Source organism: Kitasatospora albolonga (assembly GCA_002082585.1).
GTDB classification, from domain to species: Bacteria; Actinomycetota; Actinomycetes; order Streptomycetales; family Streptomycetaceae; genus Streptomyces; species Streptomyces stephensoniae.
In genome coordinates this window covers 2,925,192-2,946,808 of sequence record CP020563.1, presented here as the reverse complement: position 1 = coordinate 2,946,808, position 21,617 = coordinate 2,925,192, and the positions used below count along the sequence as shown (strand labels likewise).

Annotated in this window: 20 protein-coding genes; 6 read left to right on the top strand and 14 right to left on the bottom strand. The window is 71.3% G+C overall.

Going from position 1 to position 21,617, the window contains the following annotated elements; translation table 11 throughout:
• Positions 1–12: 12 nt before the first annotated feature.
• Positions 13–996, bottom strand: coding sequence for an acyl-CoA desaturase (locus B7C62_12655; GenBank protein ARF73023.1), 984 nt, complete (start codon positions 994–996; stop codon positions 13–15).
• 391 nt (positions 997–1,387) lie between these two features.
• Between B7C62_12655 and B7C62_12650 the strand changes: the two genes are divergently transcribed.
• Positions 1,388–4,117 carry a phosphoenolpyruvate carboxylase gene (locus B7C62_12650; protein ID ARF73022.1) on the top strand — a complete coding sequence of 910 codons (2,730 nt, stop codon included), beginning with the start codon at positions 1,388–1,390 and terminating at the stop codon, positions 4,115–4,117.
• A 29-nt stretch (positions 4,118–4,146) separates the two neighbouring features.
• Here B7C62_12650 and B7C62_12645 read toward each other — a convergent pair whose 3' ends face one another.
• The 6 genes from B7C62_12645 to B7C62_12620 form a co-directional block, all read right to left on the bottom strand.
• Positions 4,147–4,617, bottom strand: coding sequence for a hypothetical protein (locus tag B7C62_12645; GenBank protein ARF73021.1), 471 nt, complete (start codon positions 4,615–4,617; stop codon positions 4,147–4,149).
• A gap of 75 nt (positions 4,618–4,692) precedes the next feature.
• Positions 4,693–5,286: an aminoacyl-tRNA hydrolase gene (locus tag B7C62_12640; protein ID ARF73020.1), complete on the bottom strand. Its 594-nt coding sequence runs from the start codon at positions 5,284–5,286 to the stop codon at positions 4,693–4,695.
• 148 nt (positions 5,287–5,434) lie between these two features.
• Positions 5,435–6,025, bottom strand: a complete 591-nt coding sequence (locus B7C62_12635) for a 50S ribosomal protein L25/general stress protein Ctc (protein ID ARF73019.1) — start codon at positions 6,023–6,025, stop codon at positions 5,435–5,437.
• A gap of 219 nt (positions 6,026–6,244) precedes the next feature.
• A complete protein-coding gene (locus B7C62_12630) occupies positions 6,245–7,222 on the bottom strand; it encodes a ribose-phosphate pyrophosphokinase (GenBank protein ID ARF73018.1) in 978 nt (325 codons plus the stop codon).
• A gap of 119 nt (positions 7,223–7,341) precedes the next feature.
• Positions 7,342–8,790, bottom strand: a complete 1,449-nt coding sequence (locus tag B7C62_12625) for a UDP-N-acetylglucosamine diphosphorylase/glucosamine-1-phosphate N-acetyltransferase (protein ARF73017.1) — start codon at positions 8,788–8,790, stop codon at positions 7,342–7,344.
• Between the two features lie 182 nt (positions 8,791–8,972).
• Positions 8,973–9,863, bottom strand: a complete 891-nt coding sequence (locus B7C62_12620) for a hypothetical protein (protein ARF73016.1) — start codon at positions 9,861–9,863, stop codon at positions 8,973–8,975.
• 156 nt (positions 9,864–10,019) lie between these two features.
• Here B7C62_12620 and B7C62_12615 point away from each other — a divergent pair, with 156 nt between their 5' ends.
• Positions 10,020–11,366: a sensor histidine kinase gene (locus B7C62_12615; GenBank protein ARF73015.1), complete on the top strand. Its 1,347-nt coding sequence runs from the start codon at positions 10,020–10,022 to the stop codon at positions 11,364–11,366.
• A 223-nt stretch (positions 11,367–11,589) separates the two neighbouring features.
• Here B7C62_12615 and B7C62_12610 read toward each other — a convergent pair whose 3' ends face one another.
• Entirely contained in the window at positions 11,590–12,114 is a 525-nt protein-coding gene (locus tag B7C62_12610) for an SUKH-3 domain containing protein (protein ARF73014.1), read from the bottom strand.
• A gap of 10 nt (positions 12,115–12,124) precedes the next feature.
• Positions 12,125–12,655, bottom strand: a complete 531-nt coding sequence (locus B7C62_12605) for a hypothetical protein (protein ID ARF73013.1) — start codon at positions 12,653–12,655, stop codon at positions 12,125–12,127.
• 338 nt (positions 12,656–12,993) lie between these two features.
• On the opposite strand from B7C62_12605, the gene B7C62_12600 reads away from it, so the two are divergent.
• The 3 genes from B7C62_12600 to B7C62_12590 all read left to right on the top strand — a co-directional run bounded on the left by B7C62_12600 (position 12,994) and on the right by B7C62_12590 (position 17,860).
• A complete protein-coding gene (locus B7C62_12600; protein ARF73012.1) occupies positions 12,994–13,971 on the top strand; it encodes a cell wall assembly protein Knr4 in 978 nt (325 codons plus the stop codon).
• A complete protein-coding gene (locus tag B7C62_12595; GenBank protein ID ARF73011.1) occupies positions 13,968–16,733 on the top strand; it encodes a hypothetical protein in 2,766 nt (921 codons plus the stop codon). The genes B7C62_12600 and B7C62_12595 overlap by 4 nt, the downstream gene beginning before the upstream one ends.
• Before the next feature lie 227 nt (positions 16,734–16,960).
• Entirely contained in the window at positions 16,961–17,860 is a 900-nt protein-coding gene (locus B7C62_12590; GenBank protein ARF73010.1) for a cellulose-binding protein, read from the top strand.
• Between the two features lie 22 nt (positions 17,861–17,882).
• Here the strand turns inward: B7C62_12590 and B7C62_12585 are convergent, their stop codons facing one another.
• From B7C62_12585 to B7C62_12570, 4 genes are all read right to left on the bottom strand, one after another.
• Complete coding sequence (locus B7C62_12585; GenBank protein ID ARF73009.1) at positions 17,883–18,272, bottom strand: toxin-antitoxin system, toxin component, PIN family protein; 390 nt, start codon at positions 18,270–18,272, stop codon at positions 17,883–17,885.
• Positions 18,262–18,918, bottom strand: a complete 657-nt coding sequence (locus B7C62_12580; protein ARF73008.1) for a DUF433 domain-containing protein — start codon at positions 18,916–18,918, stop codon at positions 18,262–18,264. Before B7C62_12580 ends, B7C62_12585 begins: the two co-directional genes overlap by 11 nt.
• A gap of 97 nt (positions 18,919–19,015) precedes the next feature.
• Positions 19,016–19,222, bottom strand: a complete 207-nt coding sequence (locus B7C62_12575; GenBank protein ARF73007.1) for a DUF397 domain-containing protein — start codon at positions 19,220–19,222, stop codon at positions 19,016–19,018.
• Positions 19,098–20,012: a transcriptional regulator gene (locus B7C62_12570; GenBank protein ARF73006.1), complete on the bottom strand. Its 915-nt coding sequence runs from the start codon at positions 20,010–20,012 to the stop codon at positions 19,098–19,100. The genes B7C62_12575 and B7C62_12570 overlap by 125 nt, the downstream gene beginning before the upstream one ends.
• Positions 20,013–20,188: 176 nt before the next feature.
• Between B7C62_12570 and B7C62_12565 the strand changes: the two genes are divergently transcribed.
• Positions 20,189–20,740 carry a hypothetical protein gene (locus B7C62_12565; GenBank protein ID ARF77128.1) on the top strand — a complete coding sequence of 184 codons (552 nt, stop codon included), beginning with the start codon at positions 20,189–20,191 and terminating at the stop codon, positions 20,738–20,740.
• 45 nt (positions 20,741–20,785) lie between these two features.
• Here B7C62_12565 and B7C62_12560 read toward each other — a convergent pair whose 3' ends face one another.
• Complete coding sequence (locus tag B7C62_12560; protein ARF73005.1) at positions 20,786–21,601, bottom strand: aminoglycoside phosphotransferase; 816 nt, start codon at positions 21,599–21,601, stop codon at positions 20,786–20,788.
• Positions 21,602–21,617 lie beyond the last annotated feature (16 nt).

Here is a 21,617-nt window from a genome sequence, read left to right as displayed (position 1 = left end):
CCACGTCGTCAATCATGCCGGGTCGGCCGGTACAGGCGTGCGCCGGGAGTCGATACGGGCCGCGTCCGGCCACCGCACGTCGTACGCCCAGCCCAGCTTCTCGAACCAGCGGATCAGCCGGGCGCTGGAGTCGATCTGCCCCCGCATCACACCGTGCCGCGCACTCGTCGGGTCCGCGTGGTGCAGGTTGTGCCACGACTCGCCGCACGACAGCACCGCCAGCCACCACACGTTCCCCGAACGGTCACGGGACTTGAAGGGGCGCTTGCCGACCGCGTGGCAGATCGAGTTGATCGACCACGTCACATGGTGCAGCAGCGCGACCCGTACCAGCGAACCCCAGAAGAACGCCGTCGCCGCACCCCACCACGACATCGTCACCAGACCGCCCACCAGCGGCGGGATCGCCAGCGAGACGACCGTGAACGTCAGGAAGTGGCGCGAGATCGCCCGGATCGCCGGGTCCTTGACCAGATCGGGGGCGTACTTCTGCTGCGGGGTCTGCTCCTCGTCGAACATCCACGCGATGTGCGCCCACCACAGCCCCTTCATCAGAGCCGGCAGGCTCTCCCCGAACCGCCACGGCGAATGCGGGTCGCCCTCCGCGTCCGAGAACCGGTGGTGCTTGCGGTGATCGGCCACCCACCGCACCAGAGGCCCCTCCACCGCCAGCGAACCCATCACGGCCAGCGCGATCCGCAGCGGACGCTTCGCCTTGAACGAACCGTGCGTGAAGTACCGGTGGAAACCGATCGTGATCCCGTGACAGCCGATGAAGTACATCGCCACCAGCAGACCGATGTCCAGCCAGCTCACCCCCCAGCCCCACGCCAGCGGCACCGCCGCCACCAGGGCCACGAACGGCACCACGATGAACGCCAGCAGCGCGAACTGCTCGACCGACCTCTTCTTCTCCCCGCCGAGCGTGGCGGGCGGAAGGGGCGAGGCGGTGGCGGATGGGCCGGTCTCGTCGATCACATGGGGAGTGGACGGCATAGGGGAGTCCCCCGGAGGGTGAGGAAGCAGTACGGGACGGCCGTGGCTACGGTTCCGTAACCTACGGCTTGGTAAGTATGGCAGTGACGGGGCCCACAACACGAGAGGCCGGTCCAGCCCGTCGCACGCGGTACTCCGCCCGCCCGACGGGTAGGCCCCCAGGAGCCGACGGCACCGCCCGCGGACCCCACCAGGGCTCGCGGACACGCCCGAGGCGGCGACACCTATCCTGGAAGGGTCGGACAGCGCGGTCCGCACCCGCTCGTCGGGGCGTGGCAACAGCACCGCTGCCTGCCGCAGGGCCCCGTCCCCCGCCACGCGCCTCCCACCACAACACCGGGAGGACGCCGAAGCGACGCACCTCCTCATTCACTGCAAGGAGCCGCACACTGTGAGCAGTGCCGACCAGACCCCCGCCGCCAGCACCGAGCTGCGCGCCGACATCCGCCGCCTCGGCGACCTCCTCGGCGAAACCCTCGTACGCCAGGAAGGCCAGGAACTCCTCGACCTCGTCGAGCGGGTACGCGCCCTGACCCGCACCGACGGCGAAGCGGCCGCCGAACTCCTCGGCGACACGGACCTGGAGACCGCCGCACAGCTCGTGCGCGCCTTCTCCACCTACTTCCACCTCGCCAACGTCACCGAGCAGGTCCACCGCGCCCACGAGATGCGCGACCGCCGCTCCGCCGAGGGCGGGCTCCTGGCCCGCACCGCCGACCGGCTCAAGGACGCCGACCCCGAGCACCTGCGCGAGACGGTCAAGAACCTCAACGTCCGGCCCGTCTTCACCGCCCACCCCACCGAGGCCGCCCGCCGCTCCGTCCTCAACAAGCTCCGCCGCATCGCCGAGCTGCTGGAGACCCCGGTCATCGAGGCCGACCGCCGCCGCCACGACCTCCGGCTCGCCGAGAACATCGACCTCATCTGGCAGACCGACGAACTCCGCGTCGTCCGCCCGGAGCCCGCCGACGAGGCCCGCAACGCCATCTACTACCTCGACGAGCTCCACGCCAACGCCGTCGGCGACGTCCTCGAGGACCTCGCCGCCGAACTGGAACGCGTCGGCGTCGAACTCCCCGCCGGGACCCGCCCCCTCACCTTCGGCACCTGGATCGGCGGCGACCGCGACGGCAACCCCAACGTGACCCCCGCCGTCACCTGGGACGTCCTCATCCTCCAGCACGAACACGGCATCACCGACGCCCTCGAACTCATCGACTACCTGCGCGGCCTGCTCTCCAACTCCATCCGCTACACCGGAGCCACCGACGAGCTCCTCACCTCCCTCCAGGCCGACCTGGAACGCCTCCCCGAGATCAGCCCCCGCTACAAGCGGCTGAACGCCGAGGAGCCCTACCGCCTCAAGGCCACCTGCATCCGCCAGAAGCTCGTCAACACCCGCGAGCGCCTCGCCAAGGGCACCCCCCACCGCCCCGGCTGCGACTACCTCGGCACCTCCGAGCTCCTCGCCGACCTGGCCCTCATCCAGACCTCCCTGCGCGAACACCGCGGCGGCCTCTTCGCCGACGGCCGCATGGACCGCACCATCCGCACCCTCGCCGCCTTCGGCCTCCAGCTCGCCACCATGGACGTACGCGAACACGCCGACGCCCACCACCACGCGCTCGGCCAGCTCTTCGACCGCCTCGGCGAGGAGTCCTGGCGCTACGCCGACATGCCCCGCGACTACCGGCAGAAGCTCCTCGCCAAGGAACTCCGCTCCCGCCGGCCCCTCGCCCCCACCCCCGCCCCGCTCGACGCGGCCGGGGAGAAGACCCTCGGCGTCTTCCACACCATCAAGGAAGCCTTCGAGCGCTTCGGCCCCGAAGTCATCGAGTCCTACATCATCTCCATGTGCCAGGGCGCCGACGACGTCTTCGCCGCCACCGTCCTCGCCCGCGAGGCCGGACTCCTCGACCTCCACGCGGGCTGGGCCAAGATCGGCATCGTCCCCCTCCTGGAGACCACCGACGAGCTCAAGGCCGCCGACGTCATCCTCGACGCCATGCTCGCCGACCCCTCCTACCGCCGCCTCGTCTCCCTCCGCGGCGACGTCCAGGAGGTCATGCTCGGCTACAGCGACTCCTCCAAGTTCGGCGGCATCACCACCAGCCAGTGGGAGATCCACCGCGCCCAGCGCCGCCTCCGCGACGTCGCCCACCGCTACGGCGTACGCCTGCGCCTCTTCCACGGCCGCGGCGGCACCGTCGGCCGCGGCGGCGGCCCCTCCCACGACGCGATCCTCGCCCAGCCCTGGGGCACCCTGGAAGGCGAGATCAAGGTCACCGAACAGGGCGAGGTCATCTCCGACAAGTACCTCATCCCCGCCCTCGCCCGCGAGAACCTGGAACTCACCGTCGCGGCCACCCTCCAGGCATCCGCCCTCCACACCGCACCCCGCCAGTCCGACGAGGCCCTCGCCCGCTGGGACGCGGCCATGGACACCGTCTCCGACGCCGCCCACAGCGCCTACCGCAAGCTCGTCGAGGACCCCGACCTCCCCGCCTACTTCCTCGCCTCCACCCCGGTCGACCAGCTCGCCGACCTCCACCTGGGCTCACGGCCCTCCCGCCGCCCCGGCTCCGGCGTCTCCCTCGACGGCCTCCGCGCCATCCCGTGGGTCTTCGGCTGGACCCAGTCCCGCCAGATCGTCCCCGGCTGGTACGGCGTCGGCTCCGGCCTCAAGGCCCTCCGCGAAGCCGGACTCGACACCGTCCTCGAAGAGATGCACGAGCACTGGCACTTCTTCCGCAACTTCCTCTCCAACGTGGAGATGACCCTCGCCAAGACCGACCTGCGCATCGCCCGGCACTACGTCGACACCCTCGTCCCCGACGAGCTGAAGCACGTCTTCGACGCCATCGAGGCCGAACACGCCCTCACCGTCAGCGAAGTCCTCAAGGTCACCGGCTCCACCGAACTCCTCGGCACCAGCCCGGCACTCCAGCAGACCTTCGCCATCCGCGACGCCTACCTCGACCCGATCTCCTACCTCCAGGTCTCCCTGCTGGCCCGCCAGCGCCAGGCCGCCGAACGCGGCGAAGAGCCCGACCCGCTCCTCTCCCGCGCCCTGCTGCTCACCGTCAACGGTGTCGCGGCGGGCCTGCGCAACACCGGCTGAGTACGCCGTACGTCAAAGGGGCGGCCCCGCTACAGCGCGACGAACGTCGCCACCAGCAGGGCCGCCCCCGCCGTTCCGACCCCCCACGCCGTACGCGGCATCCGCACCCCGCCCCCGATCACGAACCCGGCCAGTACCATCGCCCCGCCGAGCGGCATCCAGGCATGCAGAAAGCCCGGCACCCCCGTGCGGACCACCACATCGGTACCGGGCCTCACCACCACCGGAAAACGGTCCCCCTCCGCCACCGCGACCGACCGCTCCACCACCACCCGCGCCCGCGCCGCCGACATCGCGTCCGGCTCGTACCGCCCGGTGCACGTCTCCGCACCGCACTCCGTCACCGTCAGCGTCCCGTGCTCACGCCCCTGCGCCAGCACGATGTGATGCGCGGCGTCCCACGACGACCACACCCCCGCGACCAACAGCACCAGGGCCACCAGCCCCATGACGGCCCGAAGACCCACCACCGCCGCACGCCGCGAACCGCTCCGCTTCATGGGGGCAGATCCTTGGCCAGGCATCCACTCCAGGTCAACCTACGGCCGGAAAACGCCCCACAGGAGAGAGGAATGTCAGGAGTTGTACGCGCTCTGCGCCCGCTCCAGCCCCTCCGCCAGCAGACACTCCACCGAGTCCGCCGCCCGGTCCACCAGATACGCCAGCTCCTTGCGCTCCGCCGAACCGAAATCCTTCAGCACGAAGTCCGCGACCTGCATCCGCCCCGGCGGCCGCCCGATCCCGAACCGCACCCGGTGATAATCCGGCCCCATCGCCTTCGTCATCGACTTCAGCCCGTTGTGCCCGTTGTCCCCGCCACCCAGCTTCAGCCGCAGCATCCCGTAATCGATGTCCAGCTCGTCATGGACCGCCACCACATGATCCGTCGGCACCTTGTAGAAGTCCCGCAACGCCGTCACCGGCCCACCCGACAGATTCATGTACGACATCGGCTTCGCCAGCACCACCCGCCGGCTCCCCGGACCCGGCGGACCGATCCGCCCCTCCACCACCTGCGCCTGCGCCTTCTGCGCCCGCTTGAACTTCCCGCCGATCCGTGCCGCCAGCAGATCGGCCACCATGAACCCGACGTTGTGCCGGTTCGCCGCGTACTCGGGGCCGGGGTTGCCGAGGCCCACGATGAGCCAGGGGTCGGTGGCGTCGGACATCAGCGCTCGGTCTCCTCGTACGGGTACAGGCGGAACAGACACAGGGGACGGCAGGCGAACGGGGCGGCGGCTCCCCGGAAGGGAACCACCACCCCGTCAGTCAAGCAGGTGGAGCAGGCACAGCAGGTGGAACGGCGAGGGGTGAGGCTCAGCCCTCGGCGGACTCGCCCTCGGCGGCCTCGTCCGCGGCCGGCTCCTCGGCCTGCGCGGCGACGACCTGGATCACGATGGCGTCCTCGTCACCGGCCAGCGTGGCGCCCTTGGGCAGCGCGATGTCCTTCGCGACGATCGAGTCACCGGCGTCCAGACCCGCGACGGAGACCGTCACGGACTCGGGGATGTGGGTGGCCTCGGCCTCGACGAGCAGCGTGTTCTGCACGAACTCCAGCAGGTTGGCACCCGGCGCCAGGTCGCCCTCGGCGTGCACCGCGATCTCGACCTGGACCTTCTCGCCGCGCTTCACGGTCAGCAGGTCGACGTGCTCGATGGTGCCCTTGAGGGGGTGACGCTGCACAGCCTTCGGGATGACCAGCGCGTCCTTGCCGTCGATCTCCAGACCGATCAGCACGTTGGCCGTACGCAGCGCCAGCAGCACCTCGTGACCCGGCAGCGTGACGTGGACCGGCTCGGCGCCGTGGCCGTAGACGACCGCGGGAACCTTGTCGGCACGACGGATACGGCGGGCGGCGCCCTTGCCGAACTCGGTACGGACCTCGGTGGCGAGCTTGATCTCAGCCATGGTGCACTCCTCGTCAGGTACGGAGAGCCGTCGGGGGTGACGGAACTCGAACGGTCACCCGGCCCACGACAGACCTGCTACGAAGAGCGCGTCGATAACGGACCGCCGTACACACAGGTACGGCCTCCCTCGCCGAGCAACTCGCTGAGTCTACCCGGCGGGGAGGCCGCACCCCAAAGTGGATCAACAGGGACCGCTCTCAGGCGGTCGCCCCTGCTGTCAGCCCTGCTCCTCGAAGAGGCTCGTCACCGAACCGTCCTCGAACACCTCACGCACCGCACGCGCGATCGTCGGCGCGATCGACAGCACCGTGATCTTGTCCAGCTCCAGCTCACCCGGGGTCGGCAGCGTGTCCGTGAACACGAACTCGCTCACCTTCGAGTTCTTCAGCCGGTCCGCCGCCGGACCCGACAGCACCCCGTGCGTCGCCGTCACGATGACGTCCTCCGCACCGTGCGCGAACAGCGCGTCCGCGGCGGCGCAGATCGTGCCACCCGTGTCGATCATGTCGTCGACCAGCACACAGACCCGGCCCTCGACGTTACCGACGACCTCGTGCACGCTGACCTGGTTCGGCACATCCTTGTCACGGCGCTTGTGCACGATCGCCAGCGGCGCGTCCAGCCGGTCGCACCAGCGGTCCGCGACCCGCACCCGGCCCGCGTCCGGCGACACGATCGTCAGCTTCGAACGGTCGACCTTCGCACCCACGTAGTCCGCCAGGATCGGCAGCGCGAACAGGTGGTCCACCGGACCGTCGAAGAACCCCTGGATCTGGTCCGTGTGCAGATCGACGGTGAGAATCCGGTCCGCACCCGCCGTCTTCATCAGGTCCGCGATCAGACGCGCCGAGATCGGCTCACGGCCCTTGTGCTTCTTGTCCTGACGGGCATACCCGTAGAACGGCACGATCACCGTGATGGAGCGGGCCGACGCGCGCTTCAGCGCGTCCAGCATGATCAGCTGCTCCATGATCCACTTGTTGATCGGAGCCGTGTGGCTCTGGATCAGGAAACAGTCCGCGCCACGCGCCGACTCCTGGAAGCGGACGTAGATCTCACCGTTGGCGAAATCGAAAGCCTTCGTCGGCACGAGGCCGACACCCAGCTGATGTGCGACCTCCTCGGCCAGCTCGGGGTGGGCGCGGCCGGAGAAGAGCATCAGTTTCTTCTCGCCGGTCGTCTTGATCCCGGTCACAGCACAGTCTCCTCAGACATGTATCTGGCGCTGCACGCCTAGGTCCCGATGTGCAACGAGCCAGCCGAAATGGGTGAGCATCTATCACGGTACGCCGTCACCGGCGCACCTGTTTCCGGTCAGCTTTCGCTGTCGCGCTCCTGCGGCGACGCCTGAGCGGCCTGGGCGGCGGCGCTGCCCGGACGCTTCCGGGCCACCCAACCCTCGATATTCCGCTGCTGGCCCCGCGCCACGGCCAGCGAACCGGACGGCACATCCTTCGTGATGACCGACCCGGCGGCGGTGTAGACCCCGTCCCCGACCGTGACCGGTGCCACAAACATATTGTCCGCACCGGTACGGCAGTGGGAGCCGATCGTCGTGTGGTGCTTGGCCACCCCGTCGTAGTTCACGAACACGCTGGCCGCACCGATGTTGGTGTGATCACCGATGGTCGCGTCACCGACATAGCTCAGATGCGGAACCTTGGTCCCCTCGCCGACGACGGTCTTCTTCAGCTCCACGAACGTACCGGCCTTGGCCTTCGTCCCCAGCCGCGTCCCCGGCCGCAGATACGCGTACGGACCCACCGACGCCCCCGCCCCGATCTCGGCCGAGTCCGTCACGGAGTTGTCCACCCGCGCACCGACACCGACGACGGTGTCCTTCAGCCGCGAGTTCGGCCCCACCTCACTGTCCTCCGCGAGATGCGTCGCCCCCAGCAGCTGCGTCCCCGGATGTACGACGGCATCCCGCTCGTACGTCACCGTCGCGTCGATCAGCGTGGACGCCGGGTCCACCACCGTCACGCCCGCGAGCATCGCCCGCTCCAGCAGCCGCTCGTTCAGCAGGCGGCGGGCCTCGGCCAGCTGGAGCCGGTTGTTGATCCCGAGGATCTCCCGGTGGTCGCCCGCCACGGACGCCCCGACCCGGTGCCCCGCCTCACGCAGGATCGACAGCACATCGGTGAGGTACTCCTCGCCCTGGCTGTTGTCGGTGCGCACCTTGCCCAGCGCGTCCCCGAGCAGCCGCCCGTCGAACGCGAACACCCCGGAGTTGATCTCCCGGATCGCCCGCTGCTCGTCGGTGGCGTCCTTGTGCTCGACGATCTCGGTCACCGCACCGGAGGCCGGGTCGCGCACGATGCGCCCGTACCCGGTGGAGTCCGGGACCTCGGCGGTCAGGACGGTGACCGCGTTGGCGTCGGCCGCGTGGGTGGCGGCGAGCGCGCCGAGCGTCTCGCCGGAGAGCAGCGGGGTGTCGCCGCAGACGACGATCACGGTGCCGTCGACGCCCCCGCCGAGCTCCTCGAGCCCCATGCGGACGGCGTGCCCGGTCCCGTTCTGCTCGGCCTGGAACGCGGTGCGCACGGGGGCGTCGCCGGCGTTCAGGTGGGCGGTGACCTGCTCACTGGCGTGTCCGACGACCACGACGAGGTGCTGGGGGTCCAGCTCACGGGCGGCGGCGACGACATGTCCGACGAGCGAGCGCCCGGAGATCTCGTGCAGGACCTTGGGGGTCTTCGACTTCATACGGGTGCCCTCACCCGCTGCGAGGACGACGACGGCTGCCGGGCTGGTTGCGCTCACGGATGTGCCCTTCGGCTTCGGGTGGTGGTCATCCGCAGGATACCGGGGGTGTTTCGGCCGGGAACGGGGGCGGGCCCCGACCGGTGTGGTCGGGGCCCGTGTGCCGGAGCTCCCCCACCAGGATTTGAACCTGGACATACGAGACCAAAACTCGCAGTGCTGCCTGATTACACCATGGGGGATCAATCCCGGCTAAACCGGACATTGTGTCGGTTCGCCGTATCGGCACCCAACACTATGCCGTACCAGGAGCCTTCGATGCGACGGTACAGCTCGGCGCTTTTCAGGACACGTACCGCGAGGCAGCCTCGGTAGTTCTCGCCGAGGTTCTTCCGGTTCGTCTTGGGCGAGTGCCTCTTGAGCGACGTTTTACCGAAGGCCGCAGGCCCGGCCCCGGTGAGGTCGGCCCAGAACCGCTCCGCTCCCGCGACATCCGCCGTCTCGTGGATGAGGATATGGAAGCGAAGATGCTCGTCGTCCACCCCCAGTAGGCGGAGCCAGGCGAGGAAGACCTCGATCATGCCGGGGTCGCTGTTGACGAAGGTGACCCGCTCCTGGGTGCGGTAGGGCTTGGACTTGGAGCCCTCCGCCCAGTAGAGGCTGACGCCCACCAGGAAGAGCTCGCGGTTGGTCATCGCGCCGACCTCGTCCGAGGCCCTCTGCTTCTGCGCCTGGCGCTCGGCATCCCGCCGCTGGAGTGTGGCCTCCCAGCCGCGCCGCCCGATGGCGGACGACTCCTCCCGGGTGCGCTTGCGCTCAGGCTTCGGCAGGTCCCGTACCCACAGCGAGATCGAACTCTTCGAGCAGCCCAGCTCCACCTGGATCTGGTCGTACGTCATCCCCTGGAGGCGCAGCTCCCGGGCCTTCTCCCGTACGTCGTCCTTGGCGTTCGGGCGTTTCGTCCACTCCGGGGCAGGTTCGCCTTGCAGGAGGCGGTTGAGGAGGTTGTTGTTGTCGACGTGGAGGCGGTCGCGGATCTGGCGGCGGCTGAGCCCCTCCCGCCGCAGCGCCACCGCCCGGGCGCGTAATCCCTCGAAGTCGGCGTACTTGCCGGTGGTTGTGGTTTCCGTCATACGGTGATGGTCGTCCGGAATGCGAACGTCCGGGTCGAAAGCGCGGTCGATTCGCCATTTCAGGCGATCGGCGTGTGTTTCGTGCTCGTTCGAACGCGGAACGTGCTGTTGCCGGTCACCGGAAAACGGGATGCGTCCGCCCGTAGGCTGGATGCCATGACCGCAACGGGGGCAGACCGGGAGGCGGCGGGATCGACCACCCGCGGCTACTGGTGGTGGGAGCGGCGGCGCAGTGTCGCTCTGGATGTGGGGCTGGCGCTGGTGTCGGCGCTGGAGTGTGGCCTGGAGGGGGTGGAGTTCGCCCGGAACACCGGGTTGCCGGTGCCGTTGGGTGTGGGGTTCGGGCTGGTGGCGGGTTCGGTGCTGCTGGTGCGTCGGCGGTGGCCGATCGCCGTGGTGCTGGTGACGATCGCCTTGACGCCCGCCGAGATGGGCTTCCTGATGGCCCTGGTGGGTCTGTACACGCTGGCGGCGTCCGAGGTGCCGCGCCGGATCACCGTCGTGCTGGCGGGGATGGCGCTGGTGGGAACGTTCATCGTCACCTATGTGCGGCTGCGGCAGACCGTGGCCGCGCAGGACGATTTCGGTCCGGGGGACTGGTATGTGCCCCTGGTGTCGGTGTTCATGGCGGTGGGGCTGACGGCTCCGTCGGTGTTGTTCGGCCTCTACATAGGGGCGCGGCGCCGGTTGATGGAGAGCTTGCGGGAGCGGGCGGATTCGCTGGAGCGGGAGCTGTCGTTGCTGGCGGACCGGGCGGAGGAGCGGGCCGAGTGGGCGCGTACGGAGGAGCGGACCCGGATCGCGCGGGAGATGCATGACGTGGTGGCCCACCGGGTGAGTCTGATGGTGGTCCATGCGGCGGCGCTTCAGGCCGTTGCCCCGAAGGACCCGGCGAAGGCGGTGCGGAACGCGGCGCTGGTGGGGGACATGGGGCGGCAGGCGTTGACGGAGTTGCGGGAGATGCTGGGGGTGCTGCGGAGCGGGGATGCGCTGGTCGCGCCTGCGGCCGGTGGCGGTGGTGGGGGTGCGGTTCCGTTGGCGTCGGTGGGGCAGGCGGCTGCCGCGGCCGCCGCCTCGGCGGAGGACGGGCCTCGGCTGAGTGAGCTGGAGGCGCTGGTGGCGCAGTCGCGGCAGGCGGGGATGGTGGTGGAGCTGTCGGTGGACGGTGAGCTGCGTCCGTATGCGCCGGAGGTGGAGCAGACGGCGTTCCGGGTGGTGCAGGAGGCGTTGACGAACGTGCACAAGCATGCGGCGGGGGCGAAGACGTGGGTGCGGCTGGCGCACCGGGAGTCGGAGGTCGCGATGCAGGTGGAGAACGGTCCTTCGGACGCGGCGGTGGCGGACGCGGGGCTGCCGAGCGGGGGGAACGGGCTGGTGGGGATGCGGGAGCGGGTGGTGGGGCTGGGGGGTGTGTTCGTGTCCGGTCCGACGGACGCGGGCGGGTTCCGGGTGTCGGCGGTGCTGCCGGACGGGGTGGGCGGGTCCGGCCCGTCCGGTGTTTGAGGCGGGGGCGTTCTCTCTCCGGAGGCGTTCCCTCTCCAGCCCGTCCGGCGTTTGAGGACGGAACCGTTGCCCCGGACGGGCGGGCACTCCTGCTCTCCGGACACGGAGGGGTGCCCCGGACCGGCCTGGACCGCCATCAGGGTTCCGTCCTCGGACGCGTACAGGCTGAGGGGGCGGCCGGACGGCTGAAAGCCCCCTCGGGCGCCTGACCCCGGCGCCTGACTCAGGCGCCCGACGGGCTGGAGGTCAGGCGGGCCGGTTGTGTGCCCGTGATCAGGGTGGCCAGCGCCTCGTCGATGTCCTTGCCCAGGAACCAGTCGCCCGTGTGGTCGATGCTGTAGACCCGCCCCTCGGTGTCGATCGCGAGAACCGCCTGTTCCTCGCCCTCCGCCCCCAGCGGGGCCACTTCCGTCTCCAGGGCGCGTCCCAGGTCGCCCAGGGTCCGGGCGAGGTGCAGGCCGTGGAGCGGGTCGACGTGGACGGCGGCGGGGGCGATCTGCCGGCCGGGTGCGGACGCGGTGATGTGGAGGCCGCCGAACTCCGCCCATGCCTCGACCGCGGCGGGGAAGAGCGCGTGCCGGTGTCCGGCGGGGGAGGTGTGGGCGCGCAGGGCGTCGGCCCACTCCTCGGCCTGCCGGATGTCCCAGCGGCCGGGCTGCCATCCCGCTTCGCGGAGGGCGGCGTCGACGGCGACGGGGAAGCGGGTGGTGGTGTGCTGCTGCGGAAGGTGCGGGAGCTGGTCGTGCATGGGTGGGCGGTCAGCCCTTCTCGGCGGTGGTCGCGGCGCCGGTGGCGGTGAGGTCGACGGGGCGTACGCCGAAGTGGGAGAGGAGTGCCGAACAGGATCGGCACGGTGGTGCGTAGCTGCCGTGGAGGGGGTCGCCGTCCTCGCGGATGCGGCGGGCGGTGAGCCGGGAGTGTTTGAGCGCGCGGCGGGCTTCCCCGTTGGTCAGGGGTTTTCGCTGGGCGCGTTTGGAGCGGCCGGTCTCGGCGGCGGTGAGGTGCCGGGAGAGCAGTATGGCTTCGGGGCAGCGGCCGGTGAAGCGTTCGCGCTGGCCGCTGGTGAGGGTGTCGAGGAAGTCCTGTACGAGGGGGTGGAGCACCGGCGGCTGGTCCCCCTTGCCCGCGGTGCAGGTGAGGGTCTCTCCGCGTACGGACAGGGCGGCGGCCACGGCGGGGAGAATCCCGTCGCGGCGGTGGAGCAGGTGAGGTGTGCGGCGGGTCTCGGTGCTGCTCCAGTTGAGTCGCGGGTCCCCTGTCGTGCTGGTCGTTCCGGTGGTGCCGGTCATTCCGGGTGCTCCGGGTGCTCCGGTGGTGCCGGGCGCTCCGGGTGTACCCGATGTTCCTGACGTACCAGATGCTCCGGATGTCACTGTTTGTGCTGAATGCATCGTGCTGTCGTCCCTCCCTGCAATCCCCCGAGTTGCGGGGACAGCCTGCCAAATGTGCCGGGTGGTGGGGAAGCTGGGGCGGGGAAACGTGTCTGCGTGTCGCCCGAAGGTGCGAGACCGTCGCCGTACCGTCACGCGAATGTGACTGTTGGTGATGGAACCGGCGGAGCGGGACCCCCTGTTGTCCCACCGCTTAGGCTGTGCGGAACCACCAGACGCAGCAGGGGGCAACCGCCATGACGACAGGTCGGCTCGGGCAGCAAGCCGCGCCACCGAACGCGGCCTACGCCGGTCAGGTCGTGCACTTCCCGGACCCGGTCCGGGCGTCCCGCCACCCCAGAGGTGTGCGTGTGGACGGCAGCGGCCATCCGGATTTCTCGCCGTACGCGCGTGCCGCCGCCGAGATCGCCGATCCGCCGCAGGGCTTCGGTGTCGACGAGCTGCGGCTGACGGACTACGTGTCGGCGAACGCGGCGATGGCGGCGTCCGGTCATGAGCTGTGGGGCACGATTCCGGCGGTGGCGACGCCGCACGGCTGGACCTGGCACCACGTGGCGGGCGGTCGGCGGATGGAGCTGGTGCCGGTCGAGGTGAAGGCGCTGCTGCGGCACCACGGGGGTCTGGCGACGACCGAGGTGGACCTGGAGCGGCGGGGTACGCGCCCGTTGCAGGAGACGCGTCCGGCGCATTTCCGGCTGCCCAAGGGCGCGGTCGCGGTGAGCGAGCAGCAGATCCAGGGCGTCGAGGAGGACCTCGGTTACCGGCTGCCGGGCGCCTACCGTTCCTTCCTGAAGGCGGCGGGCGGTTCGGCTCCGGTGGGGGCCGCGCTGGACGCCGAACTGGGGCTGCTGGTGGACCAGCCGTTCTTTACGGTGCGTGACGAGGCCGGGGTGAACGATCTGGTCTATGTGAACAAGTGTCTGCGGGACCACTTCACCAAGGATTATCTGGGCGTCGCCTTTGTCCAGGGCGGGATTCTGGCCGTGAAGGTGCGCGGGCAGGACGTCGGTTCGGTGTGGTTCTGCCCGTACGACGATGCCCGGGACCAGGACGGCTGGAGCGTGCAGGAGCGCGTGGAGCGGCTGTTGCTGCCCTGCGGCGAGGACTTCGACGCCTTCCTCCAGCGGCTGGCGGGCAACCCGCCGGAGCTGGAGACGGTGGCGAACCTGATGGTGGACGGTGGCTTCGCGCGCACCGTCCCGGTGGAGGGGTGAGCGCGGTGGTGACTTTCGCGCAGGCGCAGGAGCGGGCGGACGAGTGGGTCAACGGTGACGTGCCCGCGTACCAGCACCGTGAGGTCCGGGTACGTGAGTTCGAGCTGGGTTTCGTGGTGTGGGCCGAGGACCGGGCGGAGGGCCCGGTCTCGGACGGCGGCCGTCAGCGGCTGGTGATCGCCCGGGACAGCGGTGAGGCGACGCTGTGGCCGGGGCTGCCGGTGGGTGAGGTGATCCGGCGGTACGAGGAGGAGTACGGGACTCCGTCGGGTGCGCAGGCCCCCGCCGCTCCGGAGCCGCCGCAGCGGGTGGATCTGAACCAGACGTCGTTCCTGCTGACGCCGCCGGAGTGGCTCCAGGAGGCGGCGGACAAGCTGGGGATTCCGGATCACCGTGCGGAGCGGCGGGAGGCGGCTGCGGCTGCCGCGGCTGCCGCAGCCGGTTCGTCGGCGTCGGAGGACTCCGCGCCTGAGTCCGTGTCCACGCCTGCTGCGGAACCGGAACCGGAACCGGAACCGGAATCTGAATCGGGACAGGGCCAGGGGCAGGGAGCTGCTCCTGCCTCTGCTTCCCCGTCCGGCCCGACGCCGATCCCGACCCCGGCGCCTGCCGCCGACGACGCCCCCGCATCGGCATCTGCATCGGACTCCGAGCCGAGCGGGACGCCCGCTGACGCCCCGGCCGATACCCCCGCTGATCGCCGGCCTGCCGATGCCACGCCTCCGCCGCCGCCCGGTCCGCCCGGTGGCTCCTCGCCCGCCTGGCCCGCAGCGGGCGGCAGCGTGGGCAGTGCCAGTGGTGCTGGCGGTGCCGGTGGTGCTGGCGGTGCCGGTGGGGACTACGAGCCCACGGCTTCCGACGGCGTACCCGCCGGGGCGACGCCCTGGGCCGGTACGGACACCAACTCCGCCGACTCCGACGACGGGGCCGTTCCGCTGCCCGCGACGGTGTTCGCGCCGCCGCTCTCGGGGACGGACGACGAGGAGGCCCCGCCCCCGGTGGTGTCGGCGGAGGCGCCCACCGCGCTGATGTCGGGGGGCAGCCAGCTGCCGCGTACGCAGGTGGCCCCCACGCTCCGGCCCGACCAGGGCCCGCAGGACGGGGCCGGTGACATCGCGGACGCGGCCACCAGCAAGGCCGTGGTGCCGCCGCGCGGGACGCGTGGGGGCGGTTCGACGACCCCGCCGCCGCCCGGTGCGCCCGGCATCCCCGGCGTACGCCCCGGTGCGACGCCGCCGCCCCCCTCCGGCCCGGGTGCGCCCGGCGCTCCGGCGGGCGGGTACATCCCGACGCAGCTCGTCTCCCAGCTCGGCCCGCCGCCCCCGCCGGGCGCCACGCCCCCGCCCGGTCCGCCCGGTCCGCCGCCGGGCTCGACGCCGCCTCCGGGTGGCGGGGTCCACCACGCGGAGACGATGTTCGCCGACGGGAGCAGCATCGGCGCGGGCGTCCCGGCCCCCGGAGCGCCCCGCCCGCCGGGCCCGCCCGGGGTTCCGGGTGCTCCGCTGCCCCCGGGTCCTCCCGGTGTGCCCGGTGCCCCGCAGCCCCCCGGCCCGCCCGGTCCTCCCGGTCCTCCCGGTTCCACGCCGCCTCCGGGTGCCGGGGTGCACCACGCCGAGACGATGTTCGCGAACTCCGGCCCGATCCCGGTCCCCGGCCCGCCGGGCCCCCCTGGTCCGCCCGGTCCGCCCGGGGTTCCGCAGGGCGGCGCCCCCGGCCCCGTACCGCCGCCTCCCGGTACGCACACCCCGCCGCCCCCGGCGTACGGCTATCCGCAACAGCCGGGCGGTCTGCCGACCGTGGGGCCCGGCTACCAGGCGGTGCTGCGGTTCCGGGCGCCGGACGGCAGTGAGCAGCAGCTGATCCGGCGTTCGGCGCCGGGGACCCCGCACCCCGAGTGGCAGATGCTGCACGAGCTGCGGGCGATGAACGTGCCGCCGCAGCAGGTGATCGAGCTGCATACGGAGCTGGAGTCGTGCGAGCTGCCGGGCGGGTACTGCGCCCGGATGATCCGGGAGACCTGGCCGCAGGTGCGGATCACCAGCGTGGCTCCGTACGGCGCCGATCACGCGAGCCGTCAGCAGGGCATGCGGCATCTGCTCACCCACCAGGGCGAGCTGCACCAGGTGGCGGACGGTCCGGCGCGGCCTGCTCCGGTGCGGGCGCCGCTGCCGCAGATGCCTCCGGCGCCTGCGCTGCCGCCCGAGGCGGTGGCCGAGGAGCTGCTCCAGGCGTTCGGTCCGCAGGGGATTCTCCGCTTCGACCAGCGTGCGGTGTCCCGTCAGGGGGTGCCGGAGGTCGTCGCGCGGACGCTGGTGTGGGCGGGGCTGCCCGCCGACTTCGGGCCGTTCTTCTGGGCGCAGCCGGGGCAGCCGGTGGTGCCGACGCTCGGTGAGGTGGCGGCGCAGCGGCAGGTGCAGGCGGCGCCGGACGCGGGGGCGTACCTGGTGATGGGTACGGACTTCGGGCGGGCGATCTGTGTCCAGTACGGGACGGCGAACATCGTGGCCGTGCCGGTGGAGGCGGGTCCGGGCGGTCAGCCGGTGGCGCCGCAGTTCGTGAACACGGGGCTGCCGGAGTTCGTGCGGTCGATGGCGCTGCTGGGCCGGATGTGGCGGCTGCGGTTCGGGCTGACGCCGGAGCAGGCGGGGCGCTGGACCGTCGATTTTCAGGCGCAGCTGGTGGCGCTGGACCCGGCGGCGCTGGCGTCGCCGGAGAGCTGGTGGTCGGTGCTGCTGGAGCAGATGTGGGACGGTCTGCTCTGATCCGTACCTTTGGCCGATAAGCGTTGTACGAGGCACCCGGTCCGGACGGATCGGGTGCCTCGCCACGTTACGGGCGCTCGTGGGTGTGTGACGCCGGTCGCTTTCCGTCCTGAAAGCGCCTGATCGATTCCGACTTCCGGCACCAATTGCCGCATCCTTGGCGTATCGCGGGGACCCGCGTGCGCCCGTGTGTCGGTATGTCGGTATGTCGGAGAGAGGCTTCAGCGATGAGTACTGGACCGGTGTCCGCGTTCGACGTCGTCGGCGTACGGGGGCGTGGTTACCGTCCGGAGCAGGTGGACCGGGCGGTGGCGGCCCGGACGGCCGAGCGGGACACGGCGCTCGCGGAGGTCGTACGGCTGGAGCGGCTGGCGCAGGAGCTGGCGGCGGAGGCGGCCCGGCTGACGGAGACCGCGGCGGCGCTGCCCCCGCAGGACTACGCGGAGCTGGGGGAGCGGGCCCAGCGGATTCTGGGGCTGGCGCGGGAGCAGGCGGAGTCGCTGCGGGCGGACGCGGTGGCGGCGGCCCAGGAGCTGGCGGACGCGGCCGACGCCGAGGCCCGGGCGTTGGCGGACGCGGCGAAGGAGGCGGCGGACGCGGTACGGGCCGCTGCCGTGGCGGCCGCCGAGGAGCGGGTCGCGGAGGCGGTCCGGGAGGCGGAGGGGGTGCTCGCGGCGGCCCGTGAGGAGGCCGGGGAGGTGCGCGGGGCGGCGGAGGCCGCGATGGCGCAGACCCGGAGCCGTACGGAGAGCGTGCTGGCCCACCAGGAGCAGGAGCACGCCGAACGCCTCAAGGCCACCGAAGCCCAAATCGCCGCCGCCGAAGCGGAGTTGGAGGCGCGCCACACGGAGCTGACCGAGCGGGCGGAGGCACTCCTCGCGGAGGCGGCCCGCGGCCTGGCGGAGACGGAAGAGGCGGCCCGGCACGGCCAGGAGGACGCGGAGGCGCGAGCGGCCGAGATCCTGTCGGAGGCCCGGGTGCGCGAGGAGCGGATCGTCCGCGAGACCGAGCGCGTACTGCGGGAGCACGAAGAGGGCCGCGAGGAGGTCCAGGCGCACATGGCGCACGTCCGCAGCTCGCTCGCGGCGCTGACGGGGCGGGTGACGGCGGGGGCGGGGGAGGACTGAGGGGGACTGAGGTCCGGCGGGGCTACGGCGGCCAGGTGCGTTCGATGCGATCGTGCCGGACGGCGTACGCGGACGGGCCGCCCTTCTCGATCGCCTGGTGGATCGCCGTGCGGTGAGTGTCGAGCCGTTCGACCATCTGGATGCTGGGCAGCTGCTGGTTGTCGAGGTAGAAGAAGACGGCTTTGTGGTCCAGGACAGGCTGAATCTCGGCGTCACGGGTCTTGATGCGGCCGTCCTTGGGCAGGGGAACCCAAGCCCGGCGAAGGCCGTGGTCGATCCACTCCTCGTCCGCGATGCGCTGTCCGTCCTCCGGAAACGCGTCCCCGATGTGGTGGACGATCCATCCGCGTTCCCGCAGCCCGTCGGCCACGCGACGCCCGAGGTTGCGGTCGAGGAAGAATTCAGGCGGCAAGCTTCACCACGGCTTCGCAGAGAGTGCCCACCTGCTCCGGGGTCATATCGAAGTCGTACGCGATGTCCTCGACGGTCTCTCCGGCTTCCCACAGGTCGGTGATGGCCTGGACCGGGACACGATTGGCCGCGACCACGGGCAGCCCGCGTCCGAAACGCGGATCGATCACGACGGGCACGGTCTCCCCGTACTGGCTCAGCTGGAGGCTGGACGGGAAGTCGTCGTCCGCCTCCCAGGTCAGATAGCGGAGGTACTGGGCCACGACCTCCTGGATCGGCGCCTGTCCGTCTCTGGCCCTGCGCAGGTCGCCGAGGCCGTGCTCGACGAAGATGTCCACGCCGTCCGTGGCGATGCGCTTCGAGACGAGACCGTACGGAGTGTCGAAGGCGTCCCGTACGGCTGCCGCAGCTTCTCTGATCTCGCTCATCCGCAGGCCGAGCGTGCGCAGGGAGCGCAGGACGTGGGCTTCGGCCACCGCGATGAAGGGGACCGACGGCTGCCCTTTGCGCGTGGGTTCGACGGCGTGGACCAGCGGGGCTCCGGCGGCCTTTCCGTTCAGCCAGCTCGTGAGCGTCGAATACGGGATCTCCAGGTACGAGGACGTCTCGGTGGGCGTCAGGAGCCCGTCCGTAAATCTGTCGACCATGATCCACCTCCCGTAGACGATTCCGCATGGTCGCACATCAGCTTGCCAGCGCCCGGCCGCGGACACATCCCGGACCGGAGCGCTCGGCGAGCGGCGGTCAGCGGGTGACGATCCCGCTGATGAACGCGGTCCAGGCCGTGGCGGGGAGGACCAGCGCCGGGCCGTCGGGGTTCTTGCTGTCACGGACGGGGACGACGCCGGGGAATCCGTCGGCCACCTGCACGCAGTTGCCGCCCTCCTCGTTGCTGTAGCTGCTGCTGCGCCAGGCGGCGGCGGTCAGATCGGGACGGGATGCTCGCTGCACGGTAATTAACCTCCAGCACGGATCGGATCAGGTCGAGCGACATCAGGGGTGGCAGTGCCATCGCCCTGAGCTGATCGTAAGTCAGAGCGAACTGCTCGACCTCGTCCGGTTCCTCGGTCAACTGGCCGTTGTGCGCCCCTTCCGTGTAGGCGATCTGGGTGCCGTCCGGCATCACCAGCAGGGAGAGGGAACCGGCCAGCGCGCCGTGCGCGCCCTGGTCGAACGGCAGTACCTGAACGGTGATGTTGGGCTCCTCCGCCATCCTGAGCAGCTTCTCCAACTGCCCGCGCATCACCGCCGCTCCTCCCACCGGCCGCCGGAGCACGGCCTCGTCGAGGATGATCCACAGATGGGGCCGGTCCGGACCGGTGAGCCGGTTCTGGCGCTCAAGCCGTGCCGCGACGCGCTCCTCCAAGTGCTCGGCGTCCCGCAGTGAGTGGCCCATGCTCAGCAGGGCCCGTGCGTACTCGGGAGTTTGCAGCAGGCCCGGTACGGCATGGGAGGAGTACTCGCGGATCACCGCCGCGCGGGCGGAGTAGGCGATGAACGCCTGCGACCAGTCCGGATACGCCTCCCGGTACACGTACGGCCAGAGGTCGATCAGTAAGTCGTCCGCCATCAGCACCTTGTCCAGGGACCGGGTCAGCTCCAGGGTCGGCTTCGCGCCGGTCGCGCGTTCGACCTGGTTGATGCGGCTGCCGACCACATGGGTGAGGAAGCCGACCTCGGTCTGGGTGAGTCCGGCCGCCTTGCGGAGCTTGCGCACGCGGGTGCCGAAGAGGGCGGCCATCGAGGATTGCGGGTCAAGTGCTTTGGCCACGGCGTTACTTCCGTTCCTTACGGCCTGCGGGGTAAGGCGCTGTCACCTTCCGAGGCTAGGGCGCGCGGCCGACTCTTGAGTACGGAACGTCATGGAACCCGCACATGTGGGTGACATGAGGAGAGTCGAGTGAGCGGATGGCCAGGATGACGGGCAAGAGGACGCCGAGCACGGGGACGCCGGGTGCGAGGGCGACGGCTGCGGCGACGGGGACCGGCGGCCGCCGGGAGCGGCGGGGGCCTGCCCCGCACACCTTCGAGCTGACGGAGAGCGGGTACGGCTCGCTGTCCCGGCAGTTCCCCTCCACGCCCCGGGGCGCCCGGCTGGCACGCCTCGCCGTGGTGAAGCAGCTGGGGCACTGGGGGTTCGGGCCGATGTCGGACGCCTCGTGCACGGTGGCCCTGGTGGTGGGGGAGCTGGCCGCCAACGCGGTGTGCCACGGGAAGCTCCGGGGGCGGGACTTCTTCGTACGGGTCAACTACGAGGGGCCCGCGAGCCGCTTCCGTATCGAGGTCTCGGACGCCCTCCTCGTCCGGACACCCGAGCACCCGGTCCTGCCCCCGGACGACCAGGAGTCGGGGCGTGGGCTGTGCCTGGTGGCGTCCCTGGCGACGCGGTGGGGGTGGGAGCCCCGGGACCCGATCGGGAAGACGGTGTGGGCGGAGGTGACGGCGGAGCGGCCCGGCTACGGAGCCTGAGGCCGTTCCCCGGCCGCCAGGCCCGTAAGTCCGTTGCGGTCCAGGTCAGTCCAGCAGGGCGGCGGTGAACACGTCGTGGTGAGCCGCCAGCCACTTCTGGGCGCGGTCCCACCGCTGCCAGCCGCCGTGCTCGGTCAGCGCCTCGGTGTAGACGGGGTCACCGTCGGCCACCCGCCCGGCGACGAAGGCCCGGCAGGTCGCGGTGGCCTGTTCTATGACGCCGGGGAGTTCGGCGCGCTCCTGCGGGGAGAGGCCGTAGCCGTCGGCGAGGACGCGCAGGCGCGTCGGGGCGTCCAGCCCTGCGGGGTGGAGCGCCGACGCGGACACGGGGTCGACCATCGGAACCCAGTAGCGGGCGGCCATGGCGACATCCCACAGCGGCCGGCCGGGGGCGGCCAGGTCGAAATCGATCAGGGCCGCGGCGCGGCCGTCGCGGAAGACGACGTTGTCCGGGCACACGTCGTTGTGGCACAGCAGCGTCCCGCCCGCCGGATCGGCCAGGGACCGGGGCCACTCGACGCCCGGCTCCACCGGGATGCGCGCGCTCGCCTCGTGCAGGCGCCGCAGCAGACTGCCTACTGATCGCAGCGCGTTCTCGGTCATCGCCCAGGCCGGGAACGGCGGCAGGGCGACATCGCCGGGGAGGAAGGTCAGCTGCTCGCGGCCGTCCCCGGTGAGCCGTACCGGCGTCGGAGCCCCGTCGAACCCGTGCTCTCCGAGCGCGAGGAGATGAGCGTGGAGGGCGCGCGCGGTGGGCGGTGCCGGGCGTTCCACCAGAGCACCGCGGCGGAAGACCGCGCCCGCGTTCACCATGCCGCCGACCAGGGCTTCGCCCTCCGGTGCCCTGCCTTCGGCCGTCATGCCGGTCACGCTACCG